This is a genomic window from Stenotrophomonas sp. GW821-FHT02D01, assembly GCF_059421765.1.
Map to the genome: position 1 here is coordinate 89867 of NZ_JBWKVP010000002.1, position 17691 is coordinate 107557.

Here is a 17691-nt window from a genome sequence, read left to right on the forward strand (position 1 = left end):
CGATGGAAATTTCCCTGGCCGGCACCCGTACCGGCGAATTCCTGCTGTCCGAAGCGGGCGGCGAGCGCAGCCGCGAACTGATCCGTCTGCCGGCCGGGCAGGGCATGCTGTCCGCTGGCACCCTGCTCAAGGCAGACAACACCGTCGCTGCCAATGGCACCGACGCAGTGAAGGTGCTGTACGGCCCGGTCGACACCGGGACCGAATCTGCGGCGCTGGCCGTCAAGGGCGCGGCGATCGCGCGCGACGCCGAAGTGTTCGGCGAAAAGTTGGTGTGGGCCAGCGGCGTCACCGCCGATCAGAAGCTCTTGGCCGCGTTGAGCCTGGCCGAGTCCGGCATCATCACCCGCTGGACCCAGCAGCCGATCGCGTCGAACGCCGCCGATCACCTGGTGTTCGTGTCCGCACCGCTGACCGGCACCGCCGGTGTTGCGCTGGGCCCAATCGTGGCGCACGTCAAGGACGTCTTCGGCGCCTTGGTTACCGGCAGCACCGTCAGCGCCACCCTGGCCAAGGCCAGCGGCACCGGCAACCTCGCAGGCGGCGGTGCGAAGGCAGCCGTGGGCGGCGTCATCACCTGGGATGCCGCGACGCTGAGCGCCGCCGGTGACTACACCCTCAAGGTGACCGCCACCGACTTGGACGAAGCCATCAGCGACACCATCACCATCGCCGCTGCCGGCGGCTGACCGCTGAACAGCACCCCTTTCACCCGTTGACCCTTGGCCCCGCTTCGGCGGGGCCTTTTCGTATCCCCTTTCGAGAGAGAAATCACCATGGATCTGCAGACCCTTCTGGCACTGGGCGTGCTGAGCTTCGACGCCCTGAACGCCTACATCAACAACCTGCCGCGCATCTCCACGCGGCTGGCCGATATGCGCCTTTTCCAGGAAGAGGGCTTGGTCGGCACCACCATCGTCAAGGTGGGCGTCAAGGGCACCAAGCTGGTGCTGGTCCCGAACGTCCCGCGCGGCGCGCCCGGCCAGCCCAAGGGACTGGAGCGTGGCAAGGTGAAGCTGCTGGAAACCACCCACCTGCCGCAGAACTCGACGGTCATGGCTGACCAGCTGCTGGGCGTGTATGACCCGGCCGACCCGGAAGGCAACAACGTTGCCGCGGTGGTCAACGCGCTGCAGGCGGTGCACAAGCGCGACCTGGATTTCACCATCGAATACCACCGCATGGGCGCGCTGCAGGGCAAGCTGCTCGATGCCGACGGCTCGGTGATCATCGACTTCTACGAAGAATTCGGGGTCGACCAGTCCGTCATCGGCATGGAGCTGAACAAGGACGCCACCAAGGTCCGCACTAAGTGCATGGCCATCAAGCGCGCGATCGAGGCAAAGCTGGGTGGCATCCCGTACACCGGGATCCATGTGTTCTGCAGCGCCGGCTTCTTCGATGCCCTGACCGACCACCCCGACGTGCAGAAGGCCTACGAGCGCTGGCAGGACGGTGCCGCGTTGCGCGATGACGTCCGCAAGGGCTTCGTGTTCGGCGATATCACCTTCGAGGAGCTGCAGGGCAACACCGGCGGAGATCTGGCCCTGGCCGACGGCGAAGCCATCGCGTTCCCACTGGGTGTGCCGGACATGTTCCTGACCCGCTTCGCGCCGGCGGACTACCTGGAAACGGTGCGCGGCATCGGCCTGCCGTACTACACCAAGACCGCCCCGATGCGCATGAACAAGGGCATCCAGCTGGAAAGCCAGTCCAACCCGCTCAACCTCAACACCCGACCGGACGCGGTGATCCGCCTGAAGGCCGGCGCGAAGTAAGCCAGCAGTGCCTGGCCCGCTCCGGCGGGCCGGGCAGGAGGGTGTATGGCCCAGATCAGGATCGGGGTGGACCCCGACAACGTGTTCGGGCGACAACTCACGGAGCTTGAGCAGTCGCAGTTGCCGTTCGCCGCCTCGCAGGCCGCCAACAAGGTTGCCTACGAGATCCGCGAACGGTGGAAGGGCCAGGCGCCTCGTGTGTTCGATCGCCCCACGCCGTTGACCACGAACGCGGCGATGTACCGCAAGGCCACCAAGGCCCAGCCGTATGCCGAGATCTACATCCGGGACGAAGCCTTCAAGGGCACGCCGCCGGCGAAGTACCTGCTGGCAGAAGTCGAGGGTGGCCAACGTCGCCGGAAGGGATTCGAGCGGCTGCTGCAGAGCCGAGGTCTGCTGTCACCGACGCAGTTCGCAGTGATGGGGCGGGGCGCCCAGGCCAACCAGTTCGGCAACGTGCCGGCTGGACAGGTGACGAAGATCCTGTCCCAGCTGGGGGCGCAGCGGGACCGCTACCAGAACCAGACCAACGTCAGCCGGAAACGGAGGCGAGGCAAGAAGAACAACCGGGATGGAGAGTACTTCGTCATCACCAAGCGTCGCGGCGTCCTGCGGCCCGGTATCTACGAGCGGATCGGTCGTGGCTCTGGCGTGCGTTCCATCTTCATTTTCACCAACACAGCCGCCTACAGCCCGCGCTACGACATCTTCGGCATGGCCGAGGACACCTGGAAGCGGCTGATGCCGTTCTTCCTGAAGCGTGAGCTTGAGAAGGCCATGGAAACAGCGAGGCCCTTGCCTTGAACCAGAAAGCATTCATGCAGGCCTTCGATGCAGTCGCGTTCGGTGCCTTCCGTGCCGCCGGCGTGGCAGACGCCGCTCACTATCTGGCCCCGGGCACAGACGCGGAGGTGCCGTGCACGGTGATGCTGGACGAGGCCGTTGAGCAGTTCACAGCGGAGGACGTGGCACCGATCGCCACCACGATTGATCGGATCACCCTGCAGCTGGCCGAGGTTGCCCCGCGAACTGGCGGCGTGGTGCGCATTGATGGCACCGGTCGCCGGCTGAAGCTGGTCCAGAAGATCCGTGCCGATGAGTCGACGGCGGTGTGGGAGGTGGCCAGTGCCTGATGCCATTTCCAGCCCACGTCGCCAGCTGTTGCTGGCGATGGGCAAAACGCTGCAGCTGATCAGCATGGAGAACGGCTACCTGACCGATGCCGGCGCCGGCTGGACGCTCGAGCCCGCCCCGGGCGACCAGGACACACAGGCCGTGCTGACTGCTGTCATCGAGAAGCAGCAGCGGGCGGAGACGCCGTCAAAGGTCAACACGCATCGGCTGACCACAGTGAGCGTCATCGCCAAGGTCCCCGCCGACACGGATGGCTACCAGCGGAAGCTGGACGACCTGGTAACCGACGTCGAGGCGGCCATGGACAGCCGCGAGACAGCGCGCAACTTCCCCGATGGCATCCAGGTGCCGGTCTACGTCGGCATGGAGCCGCTGATGCCGGACAAGGCCAGCGCCGGCTGGGTCGGCGTCCTGATTACCTACCAGACCCACATCCCAAAGAAATGACCCGCCGCTCAGCGGCAACCCAACTGGAGAGCCATCATGGCCGAAGACTACAGCTACCTGGGCGCAGGCATCGTCCTGCTCCGCGAGTGGAACACCAATGATCCGTTCCTCGAGGTCGGCAACGTTTCCGCGTACACCCTGGCGCCGCAGACCAGCACGATCGAGCTGGCCGACTATCAGAACCCGGGCGGCGGCACCGCCAACCGCGTTGATCGCGTCACCGGCTACAACCTCAACTACACCTTCCACGATTTCAAGCCCGAGAACTTCGCACGTGCGACTCGCGGCAAGGCCAGCAGCATCGCTGCCGGAACCGTGACCGATGAACTTGTGGTGGCGACGAAGGGCAGCTATGCGCCGTTGGTTCGCCTGGCAAGTGAAATCACCTCGGTCAAGCCCGCAACCGGCACTGCCACCTACGAGGCGGGCAAGGACTATCGTCTGGAGCGAGGCATGCTGTTCATTCCTGCGGACTCGGCCATCGCCCCGTCCACGCCAGCCGGCACTCCGAACGTCAAGGTCACCTACAAGAACGCTGACCTGGGCCATGTGGAGGCCGCTGTCACCTCGCAAAAGTTCTACGAGATGCAGTTCTACGGTGCCAACGAGGCCCGTGGCGGCAAGATGGTGCGCATGGTGGCGCACAAGGTCACCGGCGGCGTCATCGAAAGCATGGGCCTGATCGGAAACGAGTTTGGCGCTGGAAGCGTGCCGGGCGCACTGTTGAAGGACAGCGCAAAGGCCACCGGACAGGACACCTCGCCCTACTTCTACTGGCAGCAGGAGAAGTAAGACATGGCCGACGAGGACGTGATCAACCCGCCGACCCGCAATGTGGCGTTCCGTGGCGAGCTGCTGGTGGTGGGACCGCTGCGGCTGCAGCAGGTTGGCCCGTTCATCACCGCCAGCCGCACCATCATCGCCCGCGTGGCGATGATGGCCGGCGCAGTCGAAGCGGCGGAGCCGGCCGCCATCGGCGCAATCATGCTGGATCTGCTCGAGCAGGACGGCGCAGAGATCGCTGCTGCTTTGGCTGTAGCTGTCGACCGAGAAGCAGGCTGGATCGCCGCCGGCACCTTGGACGAAGTGGCCGATCTGCTGGAGGCCGTTGTGGGATTGAATCGGGATTTTTTTGCCCGCCGGCTGCAGCGCCTGCTGCTGATGGCCAAGCCGTCGGCGGCAGAGAGTACGGCCTCCCCGACCTCGTCCAGTACCTGATCGCGCACGGGCATTCTCGGCGCGACGTCCTGACATACACCTTGGCGCAGCTGCGGGCCTTCACCGCAGCTGCTGCCCAAGACGAACGCGATCGCGTCGCTGAGTTCGCTGTGGCCACTCGCATGGCTATGGCTGCACCTGCAGCCGAATGGCAGATGTACCTGGCCGCACTGCGTGGCCATGCCCCCGCAGGGCAGACACAAGGGAAGATGACCCATGGCTGAGCCTTCAGCGAATCTGCGTGTCCGCATCAGCGCCGACCTGGCCGACATCAGGCAGGGACTGGGCGTGCTCACCCGGCAGCTGCGCGAAGTGCGCAGCGAGGCAGCACGACCATTGCCGGCGAAGAACGGCATCACCGACCTCGGTGTGTCTGCGGGCCAGACGGCGCAGGCCATGCGTCAGCTGCCGGCCCAGTTCACCGACATCTTCACCAGCCTGCAGGGCGGCATGCCCTTCTTCACGGTGCTGGTGCAGCAGGGCGGGCAGATCAAGGACAGCTTCGGCGGTGTCGAGCCGGCATTGAAGGGAGTGTCGTCCGCAGTGCTGGGCATGGTTACACCGGTCACGGTGTCGGCCGCCGCTGTTGGGCTGCTGGTCTACGCCTGGTACGACGCCGAGCAGCAGGCCCAGGCCTACACGAAGGCGCTGGTGCTATCGCGCAATGAGGCCGCCGCTACGACCCTCACCCTGGTGACCCTCGCGCAGCGCACCAGCGATGCCCTGGACGTCACTGCTGGTGCTGGTGCCGAGGTGGCCCAGGCCGTTGGTGCGAATGGCCGCATTGCAGCGCAGAACATGCAGGCAGTGGCTGCTGCAGCGGTGGCGATGAAGGAAGTCACCGGGCAAGCGATCGAGGATACGGTTGCTCTGTATGGGAAGCTTGCCGAAGACCCAGTCAAGAACTCCCAGAAGCTCAACGAGCAGGTCAACTTCATGACCGTTGCTCTCTACGAGCAGGTCAAAGCGCTGCAGGAGCAGGGCCGTAACCAGGATGCTGTAACGGTGATCACCCGTGCGGCGGCCGATGAGACTGTGATGGCGCTTGCCCGGGTCCGTGCCAGCCAGAATCCGGTGATCCGCGGCTTCAAGGACCTGTGGGCTGAGGCGACGAAGGCGTGGTCCGCGATGCAGGCCAACGTCGGCCTCGGGCCTGCTGCGGCGCAGATGCAGCAGCTGGTCGCGGAGAACCAGCGAGAGCTGGCGAAGCTGAACGATCTGGCGTCGGGAAACCAGCGCGGACTGCCCTTGGCCAGGAATCCCATCGCGTTGGCAGCGATGGAGAAGTCCATCAAGGAGCGCTCGGAGAAGATCAAGGTTTTGGCCGCTGATCTGATCAAAGAGCGAAAGGATGCAGAGGTCAAGGCTGCGCAGACCGCGTCCACCGAGTTCGTGTCCGAGATGGATACCATCATCGGTGCGCAGGCCAGCAAGGAATCGAAGAAGCGGCAAGAGGTCGAACGGATCAATGGCGAAGCAGCATCTGCACGTCGCAAGGCTCAGGCCTCAGGCCTCCTGAAGGAGGTCGAGGCAATCGAACAGCGCCGGGCTGCAGCCGTCGAGGCCATAGAAAAGAAGTACCGCGAAAAACCGACAGTAGGCACAGGCACAGCCTCACGGGCAGCTGGTCTACAGGGCTACAAAGATGACCTGGTAGCCGAGCAGGCGCAGATCACCGCTGGCACCCAGATGCTGCGTGCCCAGTACTCGGCCCGGGAGATCACGGCCAGCGAGTACTACGGCCGCATGAGGGGTCTGCTGCAGCAAGGAACGGATGCCCAAGCGAAGTCGTTGGAGGGGCAGATCGCCTTCCTTCAGAGGCAGGTAGTCGCGGGCAAAGACGCCATCAGCGTGAACCGGCAGATCGGCGACCTTGAAGCGCGGCTCACTAAGGTACGCACGGAGGGTGCCAGCGCACTCCAGGTGCTGACGACCGAAGAGACGGCAGCGGCCAAGGCGCGGACCAACGTCATTGCGGCCTACGCCAACGCTCTGGACGCGAGCAACCAGGCGCTGGAGCGGCAGCTCTCGACGCAGGCCCAGCGTGTCGGCATGGGTGATCGCGAGTACGAGATTCAGCAGCGCATTAACGACGCCTACGCTGACCAAGCGGACAAACTGCGCGAACTGCAGCTGCAGATGAACGCGGGGCAGATCGATCAGGAGACGTTCGAGGCCGAAAGGGCGGAGCTGCTATCCAAGACGCTCGACCGCCTGCAACTGATCCGAGATGGCTATGAAGAATTGCGGCAGGCTGAGGGCAACTGGCTGGCCGGAGCGAGTGCTGCTTGGGCGAACTACCAGCAGACCGCAAGCAACTATGCCCAGCAGATGGGCAACACCGTCGGCACGGTCATCGGCGGTTTCGAAGATGCCTGGGTACAGTTCACGACCACGGGCAAAGCAAGCTTTTCTGACATGACGAAGGCCATCCTTGCCGACTTGGCCAGGATCGCAGCACGCCAAGCCATCATGGGCATCGTGAACGCGGTGGCCAGCGCCTGGGGCGGTGGTGGCGTTACTGCCGCTGGTAATCAGGCTATCAACACGGGCACCAGCAGCATCAACAATCAGCTGTTCCAGAACATGAAGCTGGGCGGAGGCTACTCCACTGGTGGCTACACGGGCGATGGCGGCGTGAGCGAGCCAGCAGGTGTCGTGCACAAGGGCGAGGTGGTGTGGTCACAGAAGGATGTGGCGCGCGCTGGTGGCGTCGATGTGGTCGAGGCGATGCGCAAGGGCTTGAAGGGGTACGACACCGGCGGCGCCGTCGGCACTCCCGCGGCGGGTGCCGGGCGGGCAGGTGGGTTGACCATCCAAGGCAACCTGACCATCAACGCCTCCGAGCAGGACAGCGACCAGCCCGAGGTCACCGACAAGCAGATCCGGGACAGCTTCACGGGCGCGATCAACGAGTGGGCGGTCAAGAACCTCCGGCCTGGCGGGCTCCTCTACGGGGCGGGATATCGAGCATGAAAGAGACCTTCGTCTGGTGCGTGTACAGCGCGCCGCCGAGCGTGGAGTACGAGGCTGTCACCCGCGCAGTCGCGTTCGGGGACGGCTACTCACAGGAAGCGCCCGACGGCATCAACAACGAAAAGCAGGTCTGGAGCCTCGAGCTATGGGGCCACCGAGAGCTGGATCAGCTGGGGGCGGCGAAGACGTTTCTGCGGCTCCGGCGGCGGCAAGGCGAGTCCTTTCTCTGGACGCCGCCCGACGAGCTGCAAGGGCTCTACCGCTGCACGAAGCTGACCGCCGTGGACGAGCTTGAGGGCTATCTGCGGATCAGCTGCACCTTTGAACAGACCTTTCAGCCATAGGGAACAACCATGCCCAAGCAAGTAATTGACACCGCAACAAATCATGGTTCCTACGTCGGCGACCTGTTTCCCGTGGCATTCGGAAAGGCCAATGACAACTTCAATGAGCTCTATGACAAAGACACGGCTCTGACCGCGAGCATCGCCGCCACCGACCAGCGCGCAGTGGCGGCGAAGACTGCGGCAGATGCGGCGGTGCCCAAGGCCGGCGGTGAAGCCGGCGCGATGACCGGGACACTGGTGATCCGCGGAAGTGGAACGGCCACGCGGCGGGCGAACTTCTACCACAACGCAAACGCGAGCGTAGATTTCGGTGCCAAGCTCACGTTGTCCTATGCGGCAAGCACTACCGATCTGGCCGGATTGACTCTTGTGCCCGTTGGGGCCAATGGCTACGAATGCCAGGCACAGGTGTGGTTGAAGGATGGGGACTTCTTCAACTCGGGCTATGTCCAGGCGATGACCATAACCCGCTCCGCTGTGACCTTCCGTGGAAACACCATGTGGCATGCCGGAAACACTACGGTGGATGCCAATAACTTCATCAAGCGAGCATGACCATGCAAGAGATCTGCTCTGCGGCGTTCAACATTCAGCCTGACGGCGCCATCGTGATGGATGGCGACCACGCCCCGGCAACCAGTCTGGGCTGGCCCTTCGATAGCTTGGGCATTGTCTGCAGTCGCGAGGGTATCGGCCTTTATCGCGTCACCGGCGCCGGTGTTGAGGCTGCCTCGGGTTGGCGGGCCAGCGTCTACCGTGACGAGAACGATGCCCCAACGATCCGGCTATCAATCCAGCAGGAGGAGGATGCCGTGCTCTATGCCTGCACCGACCCGGCAACCGGCCAGCCTAAGGACATCGTGTACATGTTGACGGTTCGGGTCAGCATCAACGTCTCTTCCTTGGCGGCGATATCCGGAGACGAGACCGATTCGGGGGGCGAATCATGATCACGGCAGATGCCCAGCAACTGGAGCCAGGCGGCCGCGTCACCCTCTACGAGCTGGATGCCAGCGGCTTTGGCGCCGACCAGCTGTTCTTCCACCAGCACCTGCAGTCGGGGGTGATCTGGTGGCAGGGCCAGGAGTATGGGGCATGGCCAATCAAGACTGAGGGCTTCGCTCGGAATGGCGATCAGCAGCCTATGCCGAAGCTCAGCGTGAGCAACATCGACGGCCGGATCACTGCCCTATGCCTGATGTTCGGTGACCTGGTCGGTGCAAAGGTTATCCGCCGGCAGACGCTAGTGAAGTATCTGGACGCAGCGAACTTCCCCGAGGGCAACCCAACGGCGGACCCGAACGAACACTTCCAGGACGAGGTGTGGTTCATCGAGCGCAAGACCTCCGAGGACAAGGAAACCGTCGAGTTCGAGCTGACCACTGCTATCGACCTCAATGGTGAGCAGCTGCCTGGCCGACAGATCATTGCTGGCGTCTGTGGCTGGCTGATACGTGGCGGTTACCGCGGCCCCTACTGTGGCTATACCGGCCCGGCCGTAGCCGACGCCAACGATGTCCCGACCGACGATCCAGCGCGTGACCAGTGCAGCGGACTGGTACGCGGTTGCAAGCTGCGCTTCGGCGCGGACAAGGAGCTTCCTTACGGAGGCTTCCCGGCGGCCGGACTGCTTCGAACCTGACCACCTGCAGCATACGGAACGTCCTGCGCTTTCCCGCTGCACCTGCGGCACCACAAAGCCCGCCCAGCGCGGGCTTTTCTATGGGCGACACCCATGCAACAAATCACCCTGAAGGCCATCCAGGCGCATGCCGTGGCCGAGTACCCGCGCGAGTGCTGCGGACTGATTGTGGCTACGGCCGGCGGTGAGGCCTACGTTGCCTGCCGCAATGTGGCGACGACCCCCAGTGAGCACTTCATCCTGCCCGCCGAGGACTATGCAGCGGCTGAGGACCAAGGCGAGGTCCTGGCGCTGGTGCACAGTCACCCAAACGCGCCGGCCACCCCTTCCGATGCTGACCGTGTCATGTGTGAGGCCAGCGGCCTGCCTTGGCACATCCTCAGCGTGGGCCAGTGCACCGGTGCCGATCCGGAATGCGGCGACCTGCAGAGCATTGAGCCATGCGGCTACGTCGCACCACTGGTGGGCCGGCAGTTCGCCCACGGCACCCTCGACTGCTACACCCTGGTGCGGGACTTCTACGCGCGCAAGCTGGGCATCACCCTCAACCAGTACGACCGCGAGGACGACTGGTGGGAGAAGGGGCAGGATCTTTACAGCTTGGATCGGCTGCACGCCGAGGGCTTCGAGCAGATCGCAGACGAGCCGCGCCGCGGCGACATGGTGCTGATGCAGATCCGCTCCACCGTCCCGAACCACGCCGGCATTTACCTCGGCGCCAGCCAGATGCTGCACCACCTGCATGGTCGGCTTTCGGAGGTGGTGCCCTACGGCGGCATGTGGACCGAGCGCACCCGCTACATCGTTCGCCATAAGGAGGCACGTCATGGCTGAGCGCATGCGTACCGTCCGCCTGTACGGCCAGCTGGGCAGCCGGTTCGGGCGCAAGTTCCGCTTGGCCGTGGACAGCCCTGCGGAGGGCGTCCGCGCGCTGTGCGCGATCGTGCCGGGCTTCCAGCAGTATCTGGCCCGTGCGAAGGAGCAGGGCATGGCGTTTGCCGTATTCATCGGCAAGCAGAACATCACCAAGGATCAGCTGCAGGATCCGCCCGGTGGCGAGGACATCCGCATCGCCCCTGTGCTGCTGGGCAGCAAGCGCGGCGGCGTGCTGAACATCATCCTCGGGGTCGTGCTGATCGTTGTGGGCGCCTATACCAGCAACGTCAATCTGATGGTTCAGGGCGCCGTGATGGTGATCGGCGGCGTCGTGCAGATGCTCGGCCCGCAGCCGAAGGGGCTTGGCGCGCAAGACGATGTCGATAACAAGCCGAGCTACAGCATGAACGGCACGGTCAACACCCAAGCCCAAGGCAACCCTGTGCCGGTGCCCTACGGAGGGCACGACACCAAGGGCATGCTGGTGGGCTCTGCCGTAATCAGCGGTGGCATCCAGGCGGAGGACCAACTGTGAACCCTCCGGCTGTAAGCACGCCGCTGGCCCATGACGTTGGGCAGGCCGTTCGCCTGGCAGGCGCAGGTGGCAAGAGCGGATCCAACTCGCGCACGCCCGTCGAGACGCCGGATAGCCTCCACTCGATGGCCGTGGCCCGGATCGTGGACCTGGTAGGCGAGGGCGAGATCCGGGGACTGGTGGCTGGGAACCAGTCGATCTACCTCAACGAGGTGCCGATCCAGAACCCCGACGGTACGTTCAACTTCTCCGGCGTGACCGTGGAGACCCGTTCGGGTACGCAGGACCAGTCCTACATCCCCGGCTTCCCCTCGGTCGAGAATGAAGTTGCGATCAATGTCGAGCTGCGCGGCGGCGAGCCGGTGGTTCGCACGGTCAGCGGCCCGGATCTGTCCGCCGTCCGCATCCGGTTGGCCGTGCCCGCATTGCAGGAGGTGGACGGTGATAACGGCGACCGGAAGGGCTACTCGATCACCTACGCGGTGGATCTGGCCGTTGACGGTGGTGCCTTCACCACGGTGTTGACCGAAGCCATCACCGGAAAGACGACCTCGCAGTATGAGCGCAGCCGTCGCATTGACCTGCCAGCGGGATCGCAGTGGCAAGTGCGCATCCGGCGCATCACGCCGAACCGGAACAACTCGCTTATTTCGGACACGGTGAACGTGCTGTCGATGACCGAGATCATCGATGTGAAGCTGCGCTACCCGAACTGTGCCTTGGCGGCTGTGCAGGTGGATGCCAGTGCGTTCCAGAGCATCCCATCGCGCTCCTACCGCATCTGGGGTCGCGTCGTGCGCGTGCCAGCCAACTACGACCCGCTCAGCCGCATTTACTCGACCAGCGGACCGGGAACCACCAACGGCGCCTGGGACGGCTCCTTCAAATCGGCGTGGACCAACAATCCAGCCTGGGCCTTCTTCGACATCGTGACGAACGATCGCTTCGGCCTGGGCAACCGCATCCCGTTGGACTGGGTGGACAAGTGGCGCCTTTATCAAATCGCGCAATACTGCGATCAGCTGGTGAGCGATGGTCTGGGTGGGCAAGAGCCGCGATTCACCTGCAGTCTCTATCTGCAGAGCAGGGCGGACGCGTACCGCGTGCTGCAGGATATGGCCAGCATGTTCCGCGGCATCAGCTTCTACGCGGGAGGGCAGGTCATGGCCTCGGCCGATATGCCGAAGGATCCAGGCGCGACCTTCAGCCAAGCCAACGTCATGGGTGGCCGGTTCCGCTATGAGGGTAGCGGCCGCAAGGCACGGCATACGGTCGCGCTGGTGTCGTGGACCGATCCTGACGACTTCGGTCGGCAGAAGGTCGAGCCGGTGCAGCACCTCGAGGGGATCGCCCGCTACGGTGTCAATCAGACCGAGGTGACGGCCATCGGTTGCCATTCGCGCGCGCAGGCCCAGCGTGTCGGTAACCACATTCTGTACACCGAGAACCTCGAAACGGAGACGGTGAGTTTCTCGGTAGGCTTGGACGCGCTGAATTGCATGCCGGGCGATGTGATCCAGATTGCGGACCCCAACCGCGCTGGCCGCCGCAACGCTGGCCGCATCCGTGCAGCTATGGAAGACACCCTGACGCTCGACCGCATCCCGGATGAGATGGCTGCCGGTGACCTTCTGCACGCGACGCTGCCAAGCGGGAAGGTTGAAGGGCGGACCATCACCGGTATTGACCGCGCCGCCGGCGTGGTCAAGGTGGCCGCGCCCTGGTCCGCGGTTCCCGTGGAGCAGTCGGTCTGGGCGACCGAGTCCAGCGAGCTGGCGCTGCAGCTGTTCCGGGTGGTTGGCGTGGCTGAAGGTGAAGACCTCACCTACAACATCACTGCCCTGAAGCACGTGCCTGGTAAGTACGCTGCGATCGATGACGGCACTCGTCTGGAGCTGCCACCCATCAGCATCATTCCGCCGAGCGTTCAGCCGCCGCCGACCAACGTGACCCTGTCATCGCACGTGATGATCGATCAGGGTATGGCCACGCCCACGCTCACCATCCAATGGGATGCCGCTGACAAGGCAATTGCCTACGACGTGGAGTGGAAGCGCGACGATCTCAACTGGGTGCGCCAAGGCCGGGTGGCCACGGCCAGTATCGATATCCCAGGCATCTACGCGGGTCAGTACCTGGCCCGCGTGCGGGCAGTGAATGCGCTCAACGCGGTTTCTATCCCGGCGACGAGCATGCTGACCGATATCCGCGGAAAGACTGAGCCGCCGCCGGCGGTCACCTCGCTGACCGCGACACCGATCGTTTTCGGGATTCGACTGGCTTGGGCGTTCCCACCCGGGGCAACCGATACGCAGCGCACCGAGATATGGCGCAGTGCTGGACCAGACCGCGACACGGCGGTGAAGCTCGGGGACTACGCCTATCCGCAGAACCGGCTGCAGCTTGATGGCCTGGCCGCCGGCGCCAGGTTCTACTTCTGGGCGCGGCTGGTGGACAGGACCGGCAACATCGGGCCTTGGTATCCGACCGGCGCCGGCGTGATGGGCGAGGCCAGCACCGATGCGACCCTCTACGACACCTACTTCTCCGGCCTGATCAACAAGAGCGCGCTGGGACAGGAGCTGTTGTCGGAGATCGAGAGCACCAGCGGTCTGGTGCCATTGATCTGGGACGCTGAGGCCACCTATGAGCTCGGGGCGAACGTTGTCCATGACGGCAAGATCTGGAGCTGGCGCGACGATACACCCGGTAACGAAGAGCCGCCAGGCACCAACTGGGTGAGCGTGGGCACCGCGATCGCAGAGGCAGGGGCCTTGGTAGGGAGGATGGACCAGGTCGAGCTGGACATCGGCGAACTCGACGGGGAGGTTGCCGCTCAAGGCCAGAAGATTGATGGACTGTTCGCCCAGGTCGATGCGCGCGGCGCGGGTGATGCGGATGGTGGCGCTGGTGACACGACGGCCTACGCCGGTTCCTATAGCGTGCAGGCTGTTGCAGCGACCGCAACCTATGCCCAGTCCAAGCGGACCGATACGGTTGAGGCACGGGTTGATGACACGCAAGCGATGGTCCAACAGACCTCTCAGGCGCTGGTCGACCTGAACGGGAAGGTCAGTGCATCTTGGTCTCTGAAGCTGCAGGTTGCTGCTGACGGCAGGTACTACGCCGCCGGCATGGGCATCGGCATCGAGAACCAGCCCGATGGCAGCTACCAAAGTCAGATCCTTTTCCACGCTGACCGGTTCGCTTTGTTCAACGTGGTCAATGGACAGGTGACCTCGCCGTTCGTGGTGCAGGGCGGCCAGACCTTCATCAGCCAGGCGCTGATCGGCACGGCGTGGATCAACAGCGCCAATATTGCCGATGCTGCGATCACCAACGCGAAGATCAGCGGGGTGATCCAGTCTGATGACTACGTGCAGGGGCAGACCGGCTGGCGGATCAACAAAAGCGCAGGTGGTGGTTTCGAGTTCAATGGAACAGTGGCCGGTGGCTACAGGCTCAACATCACCAACCAAGGCGTCTACATCTACTACCCCAACGGCGCTCCCGCCGTGGAGCTTGGAGTGTTGCTGTAATGGCTGATGTGGGACTGCGGGTGAGAAGCGAAAACGGCTACGTTGAGTCCTCGGTCACCACCAGGCTGTCGAAGATGATCGGGTCGTACACGTTCCCGCTCTACAACCCGGTGAACTCCAACAACAAATGGGTCGCTCCGCCCGAGGCAAACGGGGGGCTCGTCGTCAACGACTTCTTGGGCGGCGAGCCCTTTTACTACTTCACGTGCGAAGGGCAGAAATCGGCTTATGGAATGCTGGTGCCGTCGGTGACGATATCGGGCAACAGCATGATCTGGAACTGGGACCCTGACGTGGTGAACTACCACGTCAGGATGGAAATGTTCCCTAGTCAGCCGACCACGAACACTGTCGGCGGCATCACGCTTCACTACGGGGTATACAGCTGATGGCTGTCGGACTGCGCGTACGGAATCAGGGCACCGGGCAGATCCAGATCGGCCTCGGCTATCGCAACCTGCAGCTGGCCAAGTCGGGGACGCTGAACACAGGCAGTTTCGCCGGCGGCGCGACCGGTGGATCGCCGCCGTTTGGTTCGTGGTCGCCGGGTGGTGTTCTTGCTTCAACGAACGGAACGACGAACCTCCACGTCTGCCGATACATCAATGATGCTGTTTCGACCAATACAGGATTCACCCTGGTTCAGACCGGGGTTACGTGCAACGTTTATGCCTCCAATGCAGCGCCAAACAAGGTGCTTGAGTACTACACGTTCAGCGCCGCCGAGCGCGCAGCCACCGGGCCGGTTGGGTTGCGCATGCGCGGCGAGGACGGCACGGTGTTCTATGACTCAAGGCGCAAAGGACTTCGCGTGCTCCAGGTGGTGCCGCTGCCAACGGTGCCCGGGCCACCCGTTGAAATCGGCCAGTTCTTTCCCGGCACAAAGATCGGAATTGCAATCCCGTCACCGCGGTTCTACTACAACTCGGTATCGCAGGACCGATGCACCATGACGGCCGACCATTTCCACATGACCAGCGACAACCGAATCTTCATTTCAAGATTGCAGGTTTCCCAACAGACGCTGATCACCAACACTTTCCCGGTTGGCGGCGTAACGATGGGGCCTCAGAACGCTTCGATCTTCATCGTGGACCTGACCGAGGTGCCGCTGGGGTTCGGCTGACGACAGGCCCATCACGCCGCCACAACGCCACCTGCGGCCAGATTGCAGCCATGTGCTATTCCGCCCAGATCGAAGCCGCCTACCAGAAGCTGGTCCGTATGACCGGCGCCACCGTGTCGCTGCAGGAATTCGCCGCGCTCTACGCCCACGACCCGGGCAAGAAGCGGCCCAAGACCCCGAAGGCGATGGATGATGCGTTCCGTGCCGGCACCAGCCCGGCAGAGCGGGCAGTGTGGGCTGAGATCCAGCAGTGGAACCAAGCCGAGGCCGCCATTCTGGAGCAGGAGCTTTTCGCCAACCGGAAGCGCCTGGCCGATGCGGAGCGAGCGCTGCAGGCCAAGGAGACGAAGAAGGCCAGGGAGGACGTACGCATCGCCGGCAACAAGATCGAGCGCGCCATGGGTAAGCTGGCCGACCTCAAGCGCGCCGACGGCAAGGACCGGGACAGTCGGATCTTCCCCGGGGTCTACGCCCCGGTGATTGTCTCCGAGGGGGGCAAGCTGACAATCAAGCCGATGCGCTATCAGTGCCGTCTGGCCGGGAAGCCGGCCAACTACGACCAGCGTTTCCCGGGCACCTACAACGCCCGCCGCGACAGCCTGGAGAAGTTCTGGGCGCCGGCCTTCGGCCACACCCACGGTTTGATGGTGGTCGATACCTTCTACGAGAACGTGGAGGGTCCGGACGGCAAGAACCAGGTGGTGCAGTTCACCCCGCGCACGCGCGAGCCGATGCTGGTGGCCTGCCTGTGGTCGCATTGGGTGGACCCGGCCGGCAAAGAGCCGGATCTGCTGTCGTTTGCCGCGATCACCGACGACCCGGAACCCGAGGTGGCCGCCGCCGGCCATGACCGGACGATCATCAACATCAAGCCCGAGCACGTCGACGCCTGGCTGAACCCTGATCCTGCCGACCTGGCCGCGCTGTACCGGATCTTTGACGACAAGCAGCACCCGTTCTACGAGCACCAGCTGGCGGCGTGATAGATCAAGCGGCGTGTGGTGATCTACTCCCAGCTCCGAGGATGTGACCATTCCACCGGGCGTTAACAGCTTGCGCACCGGTTATCCACAGGCTTGTCCATGGCGGGATTAACCTCCGTCATGTGAACCTGTCATTGTTCTGTTTTCGCAGTCCTCTATACCGCCGCGATAACCGGTTTAGAGCTTGACTGCGCAGACGGTTCAAGCAGGTCAGAAGCCTTTAAATGCAAGGCCGATGGCATGATCCTTGCGGCACAAGGGATTGCCGAATTTCACTACATTTGGCGTTGACGCACTCTATTACCCCCACTATCTTGAGGCGTCGGTTGGGGTTGCTGAATTCCCCCAGTCCCGATCGGCAAAAACGCAAAACCCCGAGGCCTTCTATCAGGTCAGCCCCAGGGTTGCGCAAATCTCAGACAGTTGTACCGGTGGCATGGCCACCAAGAGAAGCTGCGATCGACGGCAATCGATCGATGCTTCCGTTCCATCGTTCAGCTACGAGTAGCTGCGCGCTAGAACGAAGTTGATCTTATCGGGTTTCCGAAATACGTCAACGCTTGGTGGTTCATGCTTCCCTCAATCGGATGCATGAAAATGTTTAAGAATCATAGTCTTATGAAGCTACCCGGGGTTTCGGAATTTCCGAAACTGCAATGGGTTTCACTGTCCCAGCTGAGCGCCACTACGAGCATTCCTGATGCTGATCTGCTGATCCCAGCCAATCAGGCCTTGCCCCTCGTGCCAGCGTTTGCAATGTCACCTGGCCCTGTCGCAGTCCAGGTTGATGGCATCCGGTGCTTCACTCCCACTGAATTGGGTGGCCGGATGGGTCTCTCGCCTCAGAAGTTCAACCGGCTCTTGGTAGAGCATGGCTTGCAGGAAAAGCGAGACGGTCAGTGGTGTCCTACGGAGGCTGGCGAAGCGTTCGCCGTGTTGCTGCAGGTCCACAAGAAGCAAAAGGCTGGGACGGATGTGCAGCAGCTGAAGTGGAAGGAGAATGTCCTGGGGCTGCTGTCTGGCATGCACTGACGTAAGTTCCTGCGGCCGTCATTCGGCGGCCGCAGGCTATCTACCTGCACTCTCTTGA

19 protein-coding genes are annotated in these 17691 nt (G+C 63.4%); all 19 read left to right on the forward strand.

From position 1 onward, the window contains the following. Window positions 1-2 precede the first annotated feature (2 nt). The 19 genes from AC07UW_RS05240 (at window position 3) to AC07UW_RS05330 (ending at window position 17633) form a co-directional block, all read left to right on the forward strand. Window positions 3-689, forward strand: coding sequence for a head decoration protein (locus AC07UW_RS05240; RefSeq protein WP_125437207.1), 687 nt, complete (start codon window positions 3-5; stop codon window positions 687-689). A gap of 87 nt (window positions 690-776) precedes the next feature. Further along, window positions 777-1778, forward strand: coding sequence for a major capsid protein (locus AC07UW_RS05245; RefSeq protein ID WP_197556675.1), 1002 nt, complete (start codon window positions 777-779; stop codon window positions 1776-1778). Between the two features lie 45 nt (window positions 1779-1823). Next, window positions 1824-2582: a hypothetical protein gene (locus tag AC07UW_RS05250; protein WP_197556676.1), complete on the forward strand. Its 759-nt coding sequence runs from the start codon at window positions 1824-1826 to the stop codon at window positions 2580-2582. Continuing rightward, entirely contained in the window at window positions 2579-2911 is a 333-nt protein-coding gene (locus AC07UW_RS05255) for a head-tail joining protein (RefSeq protein WP_495211573.1), read from the forward strand. The genes AC07UW_RS05250 and AC07UW_RS05255 overlap by 4 nt, the downstream gene beginning before the upstream one ends. 37 nt (window positions 2912-2948) lie before the next feature. Next, on the forward strand, window positions 2949-3359 hold the full coding sequence (locus tag AC07UW_RS05260; RefSeq protein WP_197556713.1) for a hypothetical protein: 411 nt from the start codon (window positions 2949-2951) through the stop codon (window positions 3357-3359). Between the two features lie 36 nt (window positions 3360-3395). Next, window positions 3396-4151: a phage tail tube protein gene (locus AC07UW_RS05265; RefSeq protein WP_197556677.1), complete on the forward strand. Its 756-nt coding sequence runs from the start codon at window positions 3396-3398 to the stop codon at window positions 4149-4151. A gap of 3 nt (window positions 4152-4154) precedes the next feature. Then, complete coding sequence (locus tag AC07UW_RS05270; protein WP_197556678.1) at window positions 4155-4577, forward strand: DUF6631 family protein; 423 nt, start codon at window positions 4155-4157, stop codon at window positions 4575-4577. 216 nt (window positions 4578-4793) lie between these two features. Then, window positions 4794-7553, forward strand: coding sequence for a phage tail tape measure protein (locus tag AC07UW_RS05275; RefSeq protein ID WP_495211574.1), 2760 nt, complete (start codon window positions 4794-4796; stop codon window positions 7551-7553). Beyond that, window positions 7550-7897 carry a phage tail protein gene (locus AC07UW_RS05280; RefSeq protein ID WP_197556680.1) on the forward strand — a complete coding sequence of 116 codons (348 nt, stop codon included), beginning with the start codon at window positions 7550-7552 and terminating at the stop codon, window positions 7895-7897. The genes AC07UW_RS05275 and AC07UW_RS05280 overlap by 4 nt, the downstream gene beginning before the upstream one ends. Window positions 7898-7906: 9 nt before the next feature. Continuing rightward, window positions 7907-8455: a hypothetical protein gene (locus AC07UW_RS05285; RefSeq protein ID WP_197556681.1), complete on the forward strand. Its 549-nt coding sequence runs from the start codon at window positions 7907-7909 to the stop codon at window positions 8453-8455. Next, window positions 8452-8850, forward strand: a complete 399-nt coding sequence (locus AC07UW_RS05290) for a hypothetical protein (protein WP_495211575.1) — start codon at window positions 8452-8454, stop codon at window positions 8848-8850. Before AC07UW_RS05285 ends, AC07UW_RS05290 begins: the two co-directional genes overlap by 4 nt. Next, window positions 8847-9542 (forward strand): phage minor tail protein L, encoded by a 696-nt coding sequence (locus AC07UW_RS05295; RefSeq protein ID WP_197556683.1) that lies wholly within the window; start codon window positions 8847-8849, stop codon window positions 9540-9542. Before AC07UW_RS05290 ends, AC07UW_RS05295 begins: the two co-directional genes overlap by 4 nt. Before the next feature lie 93 nt (window positions 9543-9635). After that, the gene (locus AC07UW_RS05300) at window positions 9636-10376 is read left to right on the forward strand and encodes a Mov34/MPN/PAD-1 family protein (protein WP_197556684.1); all 741 of its coding nucleotides are present in this window, start codon (window positions 9636-9638) and stop codon (window positions 10374-10376) included. Beyond that, complete coding sequence (locus AC07UW_RS05305; protein WP_197556685.1) at window positions 10369-10953, forward strand: tail assembly protein; 585 nt, start codon at window positions 10369-10371, stop codon at window positions 10951-10953. The genes AC07UW_RS05300 and AC07UW_RS05305 overlap by 8 nt, the downstream gene beginning before the upstream one ends. Before the next feature lie 125 nt (window positions 10954-11078). Then, the gene (locus AC07UW_RS05310) at window positions 11079-14492 is read left to right on the forward strand and encodes a TipJ family phage tail tip protein (protein WP_495211576.1); all 3414 of its coding nucleotides are present in this window, start codon (window positions 11079-11081) and stop codon (window positions 14490-14492) included. Further along, window positions 14492-14881 (forward strand): hypothetical protein, encoded by a 390-nt coding sequence (locus AC07UW_RS05315; protein ID WP_495211577.1) that lies wholly within the window; start codon window positions 14492-14494, stop codon window positions 14879-14881. Before AC07UW_RS05310 ends, AC07UW_RS05315 begins: the two co-directional genes overlap by 1 nt. Continuing rightward, complete coding sequence (locus AC07UW_RS05320; RefSeq protein ID WP_197556688.1) at window positions 14881-15618, forward strand: hypothetical protein; 738 nt, start codon at window positions 14881-14883, stop codon at window positions 15616-15618. Before AC07UW_RS05315 ends, AC07UW_RS05320 begins: the two co-directional genes overlap by 1 nt. A gap of 50 nt (window positions 15619-15668) precedes the next feature. Beyond that, the gene (locus AC07UW_RS05325) at window positions 15669-16601 is read left to right on the forward strand and encodes an SOS response-associated peptidase family protein (RefSeq protein WP_495211578.1); all 933 of its coding nucleotides are present in this window, start codon (window positions 15669-15671) and stop codon (window positions 16599-16601) included. Between the two features lie 591 nt (window positions 16602-17192). Beyond that, window positions 17193-17633: a hypothetical protein gene (locus AC07UW_RS05330; protein ID WP_197556690.1), complete on the forward strand. Its 441-nt coding sequence runs from the start codon at window positions 17193-17195 to the stop codon at window positions 17631-17633. Window positions 17634-17691 lie beyond the last annotated feature (58 nt).

Bases quoted from the DNA above. Each gene is read 5' to 3' on its own strand.
- AC07UW_RS05260 (WP_197556713.1), top strand. From the start codon at position 2,949: ATGGGCAAAACGCTGCAGCTGATCAGCATGGAGAACGGCTACCTGACC.
- AC07UW_RS05290 (WP_495211575.1), top strand. From the start codon at position 8,452: ATGACCATGCAAGAGATCTGCTCTGCGGCGTTCAACATTCAGCCTGAC.
- AC07UW_RS05330 (WP_197556690.1), top strand. From the start codon at position 17,193: ATGAAAATGTTTAAGAATCATAGTCTTATGAAGCTACCCGGGGTTTCG.
- AC07UW_RS05240 (WP_125437207.1), top strand. From the start codon at position 3: ATGGAAATTTCCCTGGCCGGCACCCGTACCGGCGAATTCCTGCTGTCC.
- AC07UW_RS05310 (WP_495211576.1), top strand. From the start codon at position 11,079: ATGGCCGTGGCCCGGATCGTGGACCTGGTAGGCGAGGGCGAGATCCGG.
- AC07UW_RS05275 (WP_495211574.1), top strand. From the start codon at position 4,794: ATGGCTGAGCCTTCAGCGAATCTGCGTGTCCGCATCAGCGCCGACCTG.
- AC07UW_RS05250 (WP_197556676.1), top strand. From the start codon at position 1,824: ATGGCCCAGATCAGGATCGGGGTGGACCCCGACAACGTGTTCGGGCGA.
- AC07UW_RS05265 (WP_197556677.1), top strand. From the start codon at position 3,396: ATGGCCGAAGACTACAGCTACCTGGGCGCAGGCATCGTCCTGCTCCGC.
- AC07UW_RS05285 (WP_197556681.1), top strand. From the start codon at position 7,907: ATGCCCAAGCAAGTAATTGACACCGCAACAAATCATGGTTCCTACGTC.
- AC07UW_RS05320 (WP_197556688.1), top strand. From the start codon at position 14,881: ATGGCTGTCGGACTGCGCGTACGGAATCAGGGCACCGGGCAGATCCAG.
- AC07UW_RS05245 (WP_197556675.1), top strand. From the start codon at position 777: ATGGATCTGCAGACCCTTCTGGCACTGGGCGTGCTGAGCTTCGACGCC.
- AC07UW_RS05295 (WP_197556683.1), top strand. From the start codon at position 8,847: ATGATCACGGCAGATGCCCAGCAACTGGAGCCAGGCGGCCGCGTCACC.
- AC07UW_RS05315 (WP_495211577.1), top strand. From the start codon at position 14,492: ATGGCTGATGTGGGACTGCGGGTGAGAAGCGAAAACGGCTACGTTGAG.
- AC07UW_RS05270 (WP_197556678.1), top strand. From the start codon at position 4,155: ATGGCCGACGAGGACGTGATCAACCCGCCGACCCGCAATGTGGCGTTC.
- AC07UW_RS05325 (WP_495211578.1), top strand. From the start codon at position 15,669: ATGTGCTATTCCGCCCAGATCGAAGCCGCCTACCAGAAGCTGGTCCGT.
- AC07UW_RS05280 (WP_197556680.1), top strand. From the start codon at position 7,550: ATGAAAGAGACCTTCGTCTGGTGCGTGTACAGCGCGCCGCCGAGCGTG.
- AC07UW_RS05300 (WP_197556684.1), top strand. From the start codon at position 9,636: ATGCAACAAATCACCCTGAAGGCCATCCAGGCGCATGCCGTGGCCGAG.
- AC07UW_RS05305 (WP_197556685.1), top strand. From the start codon at position 10,369: ATGGCTGAGCGCATGCGTACCGTCCGCCTGTACGGCCAGCTGGGCAGC.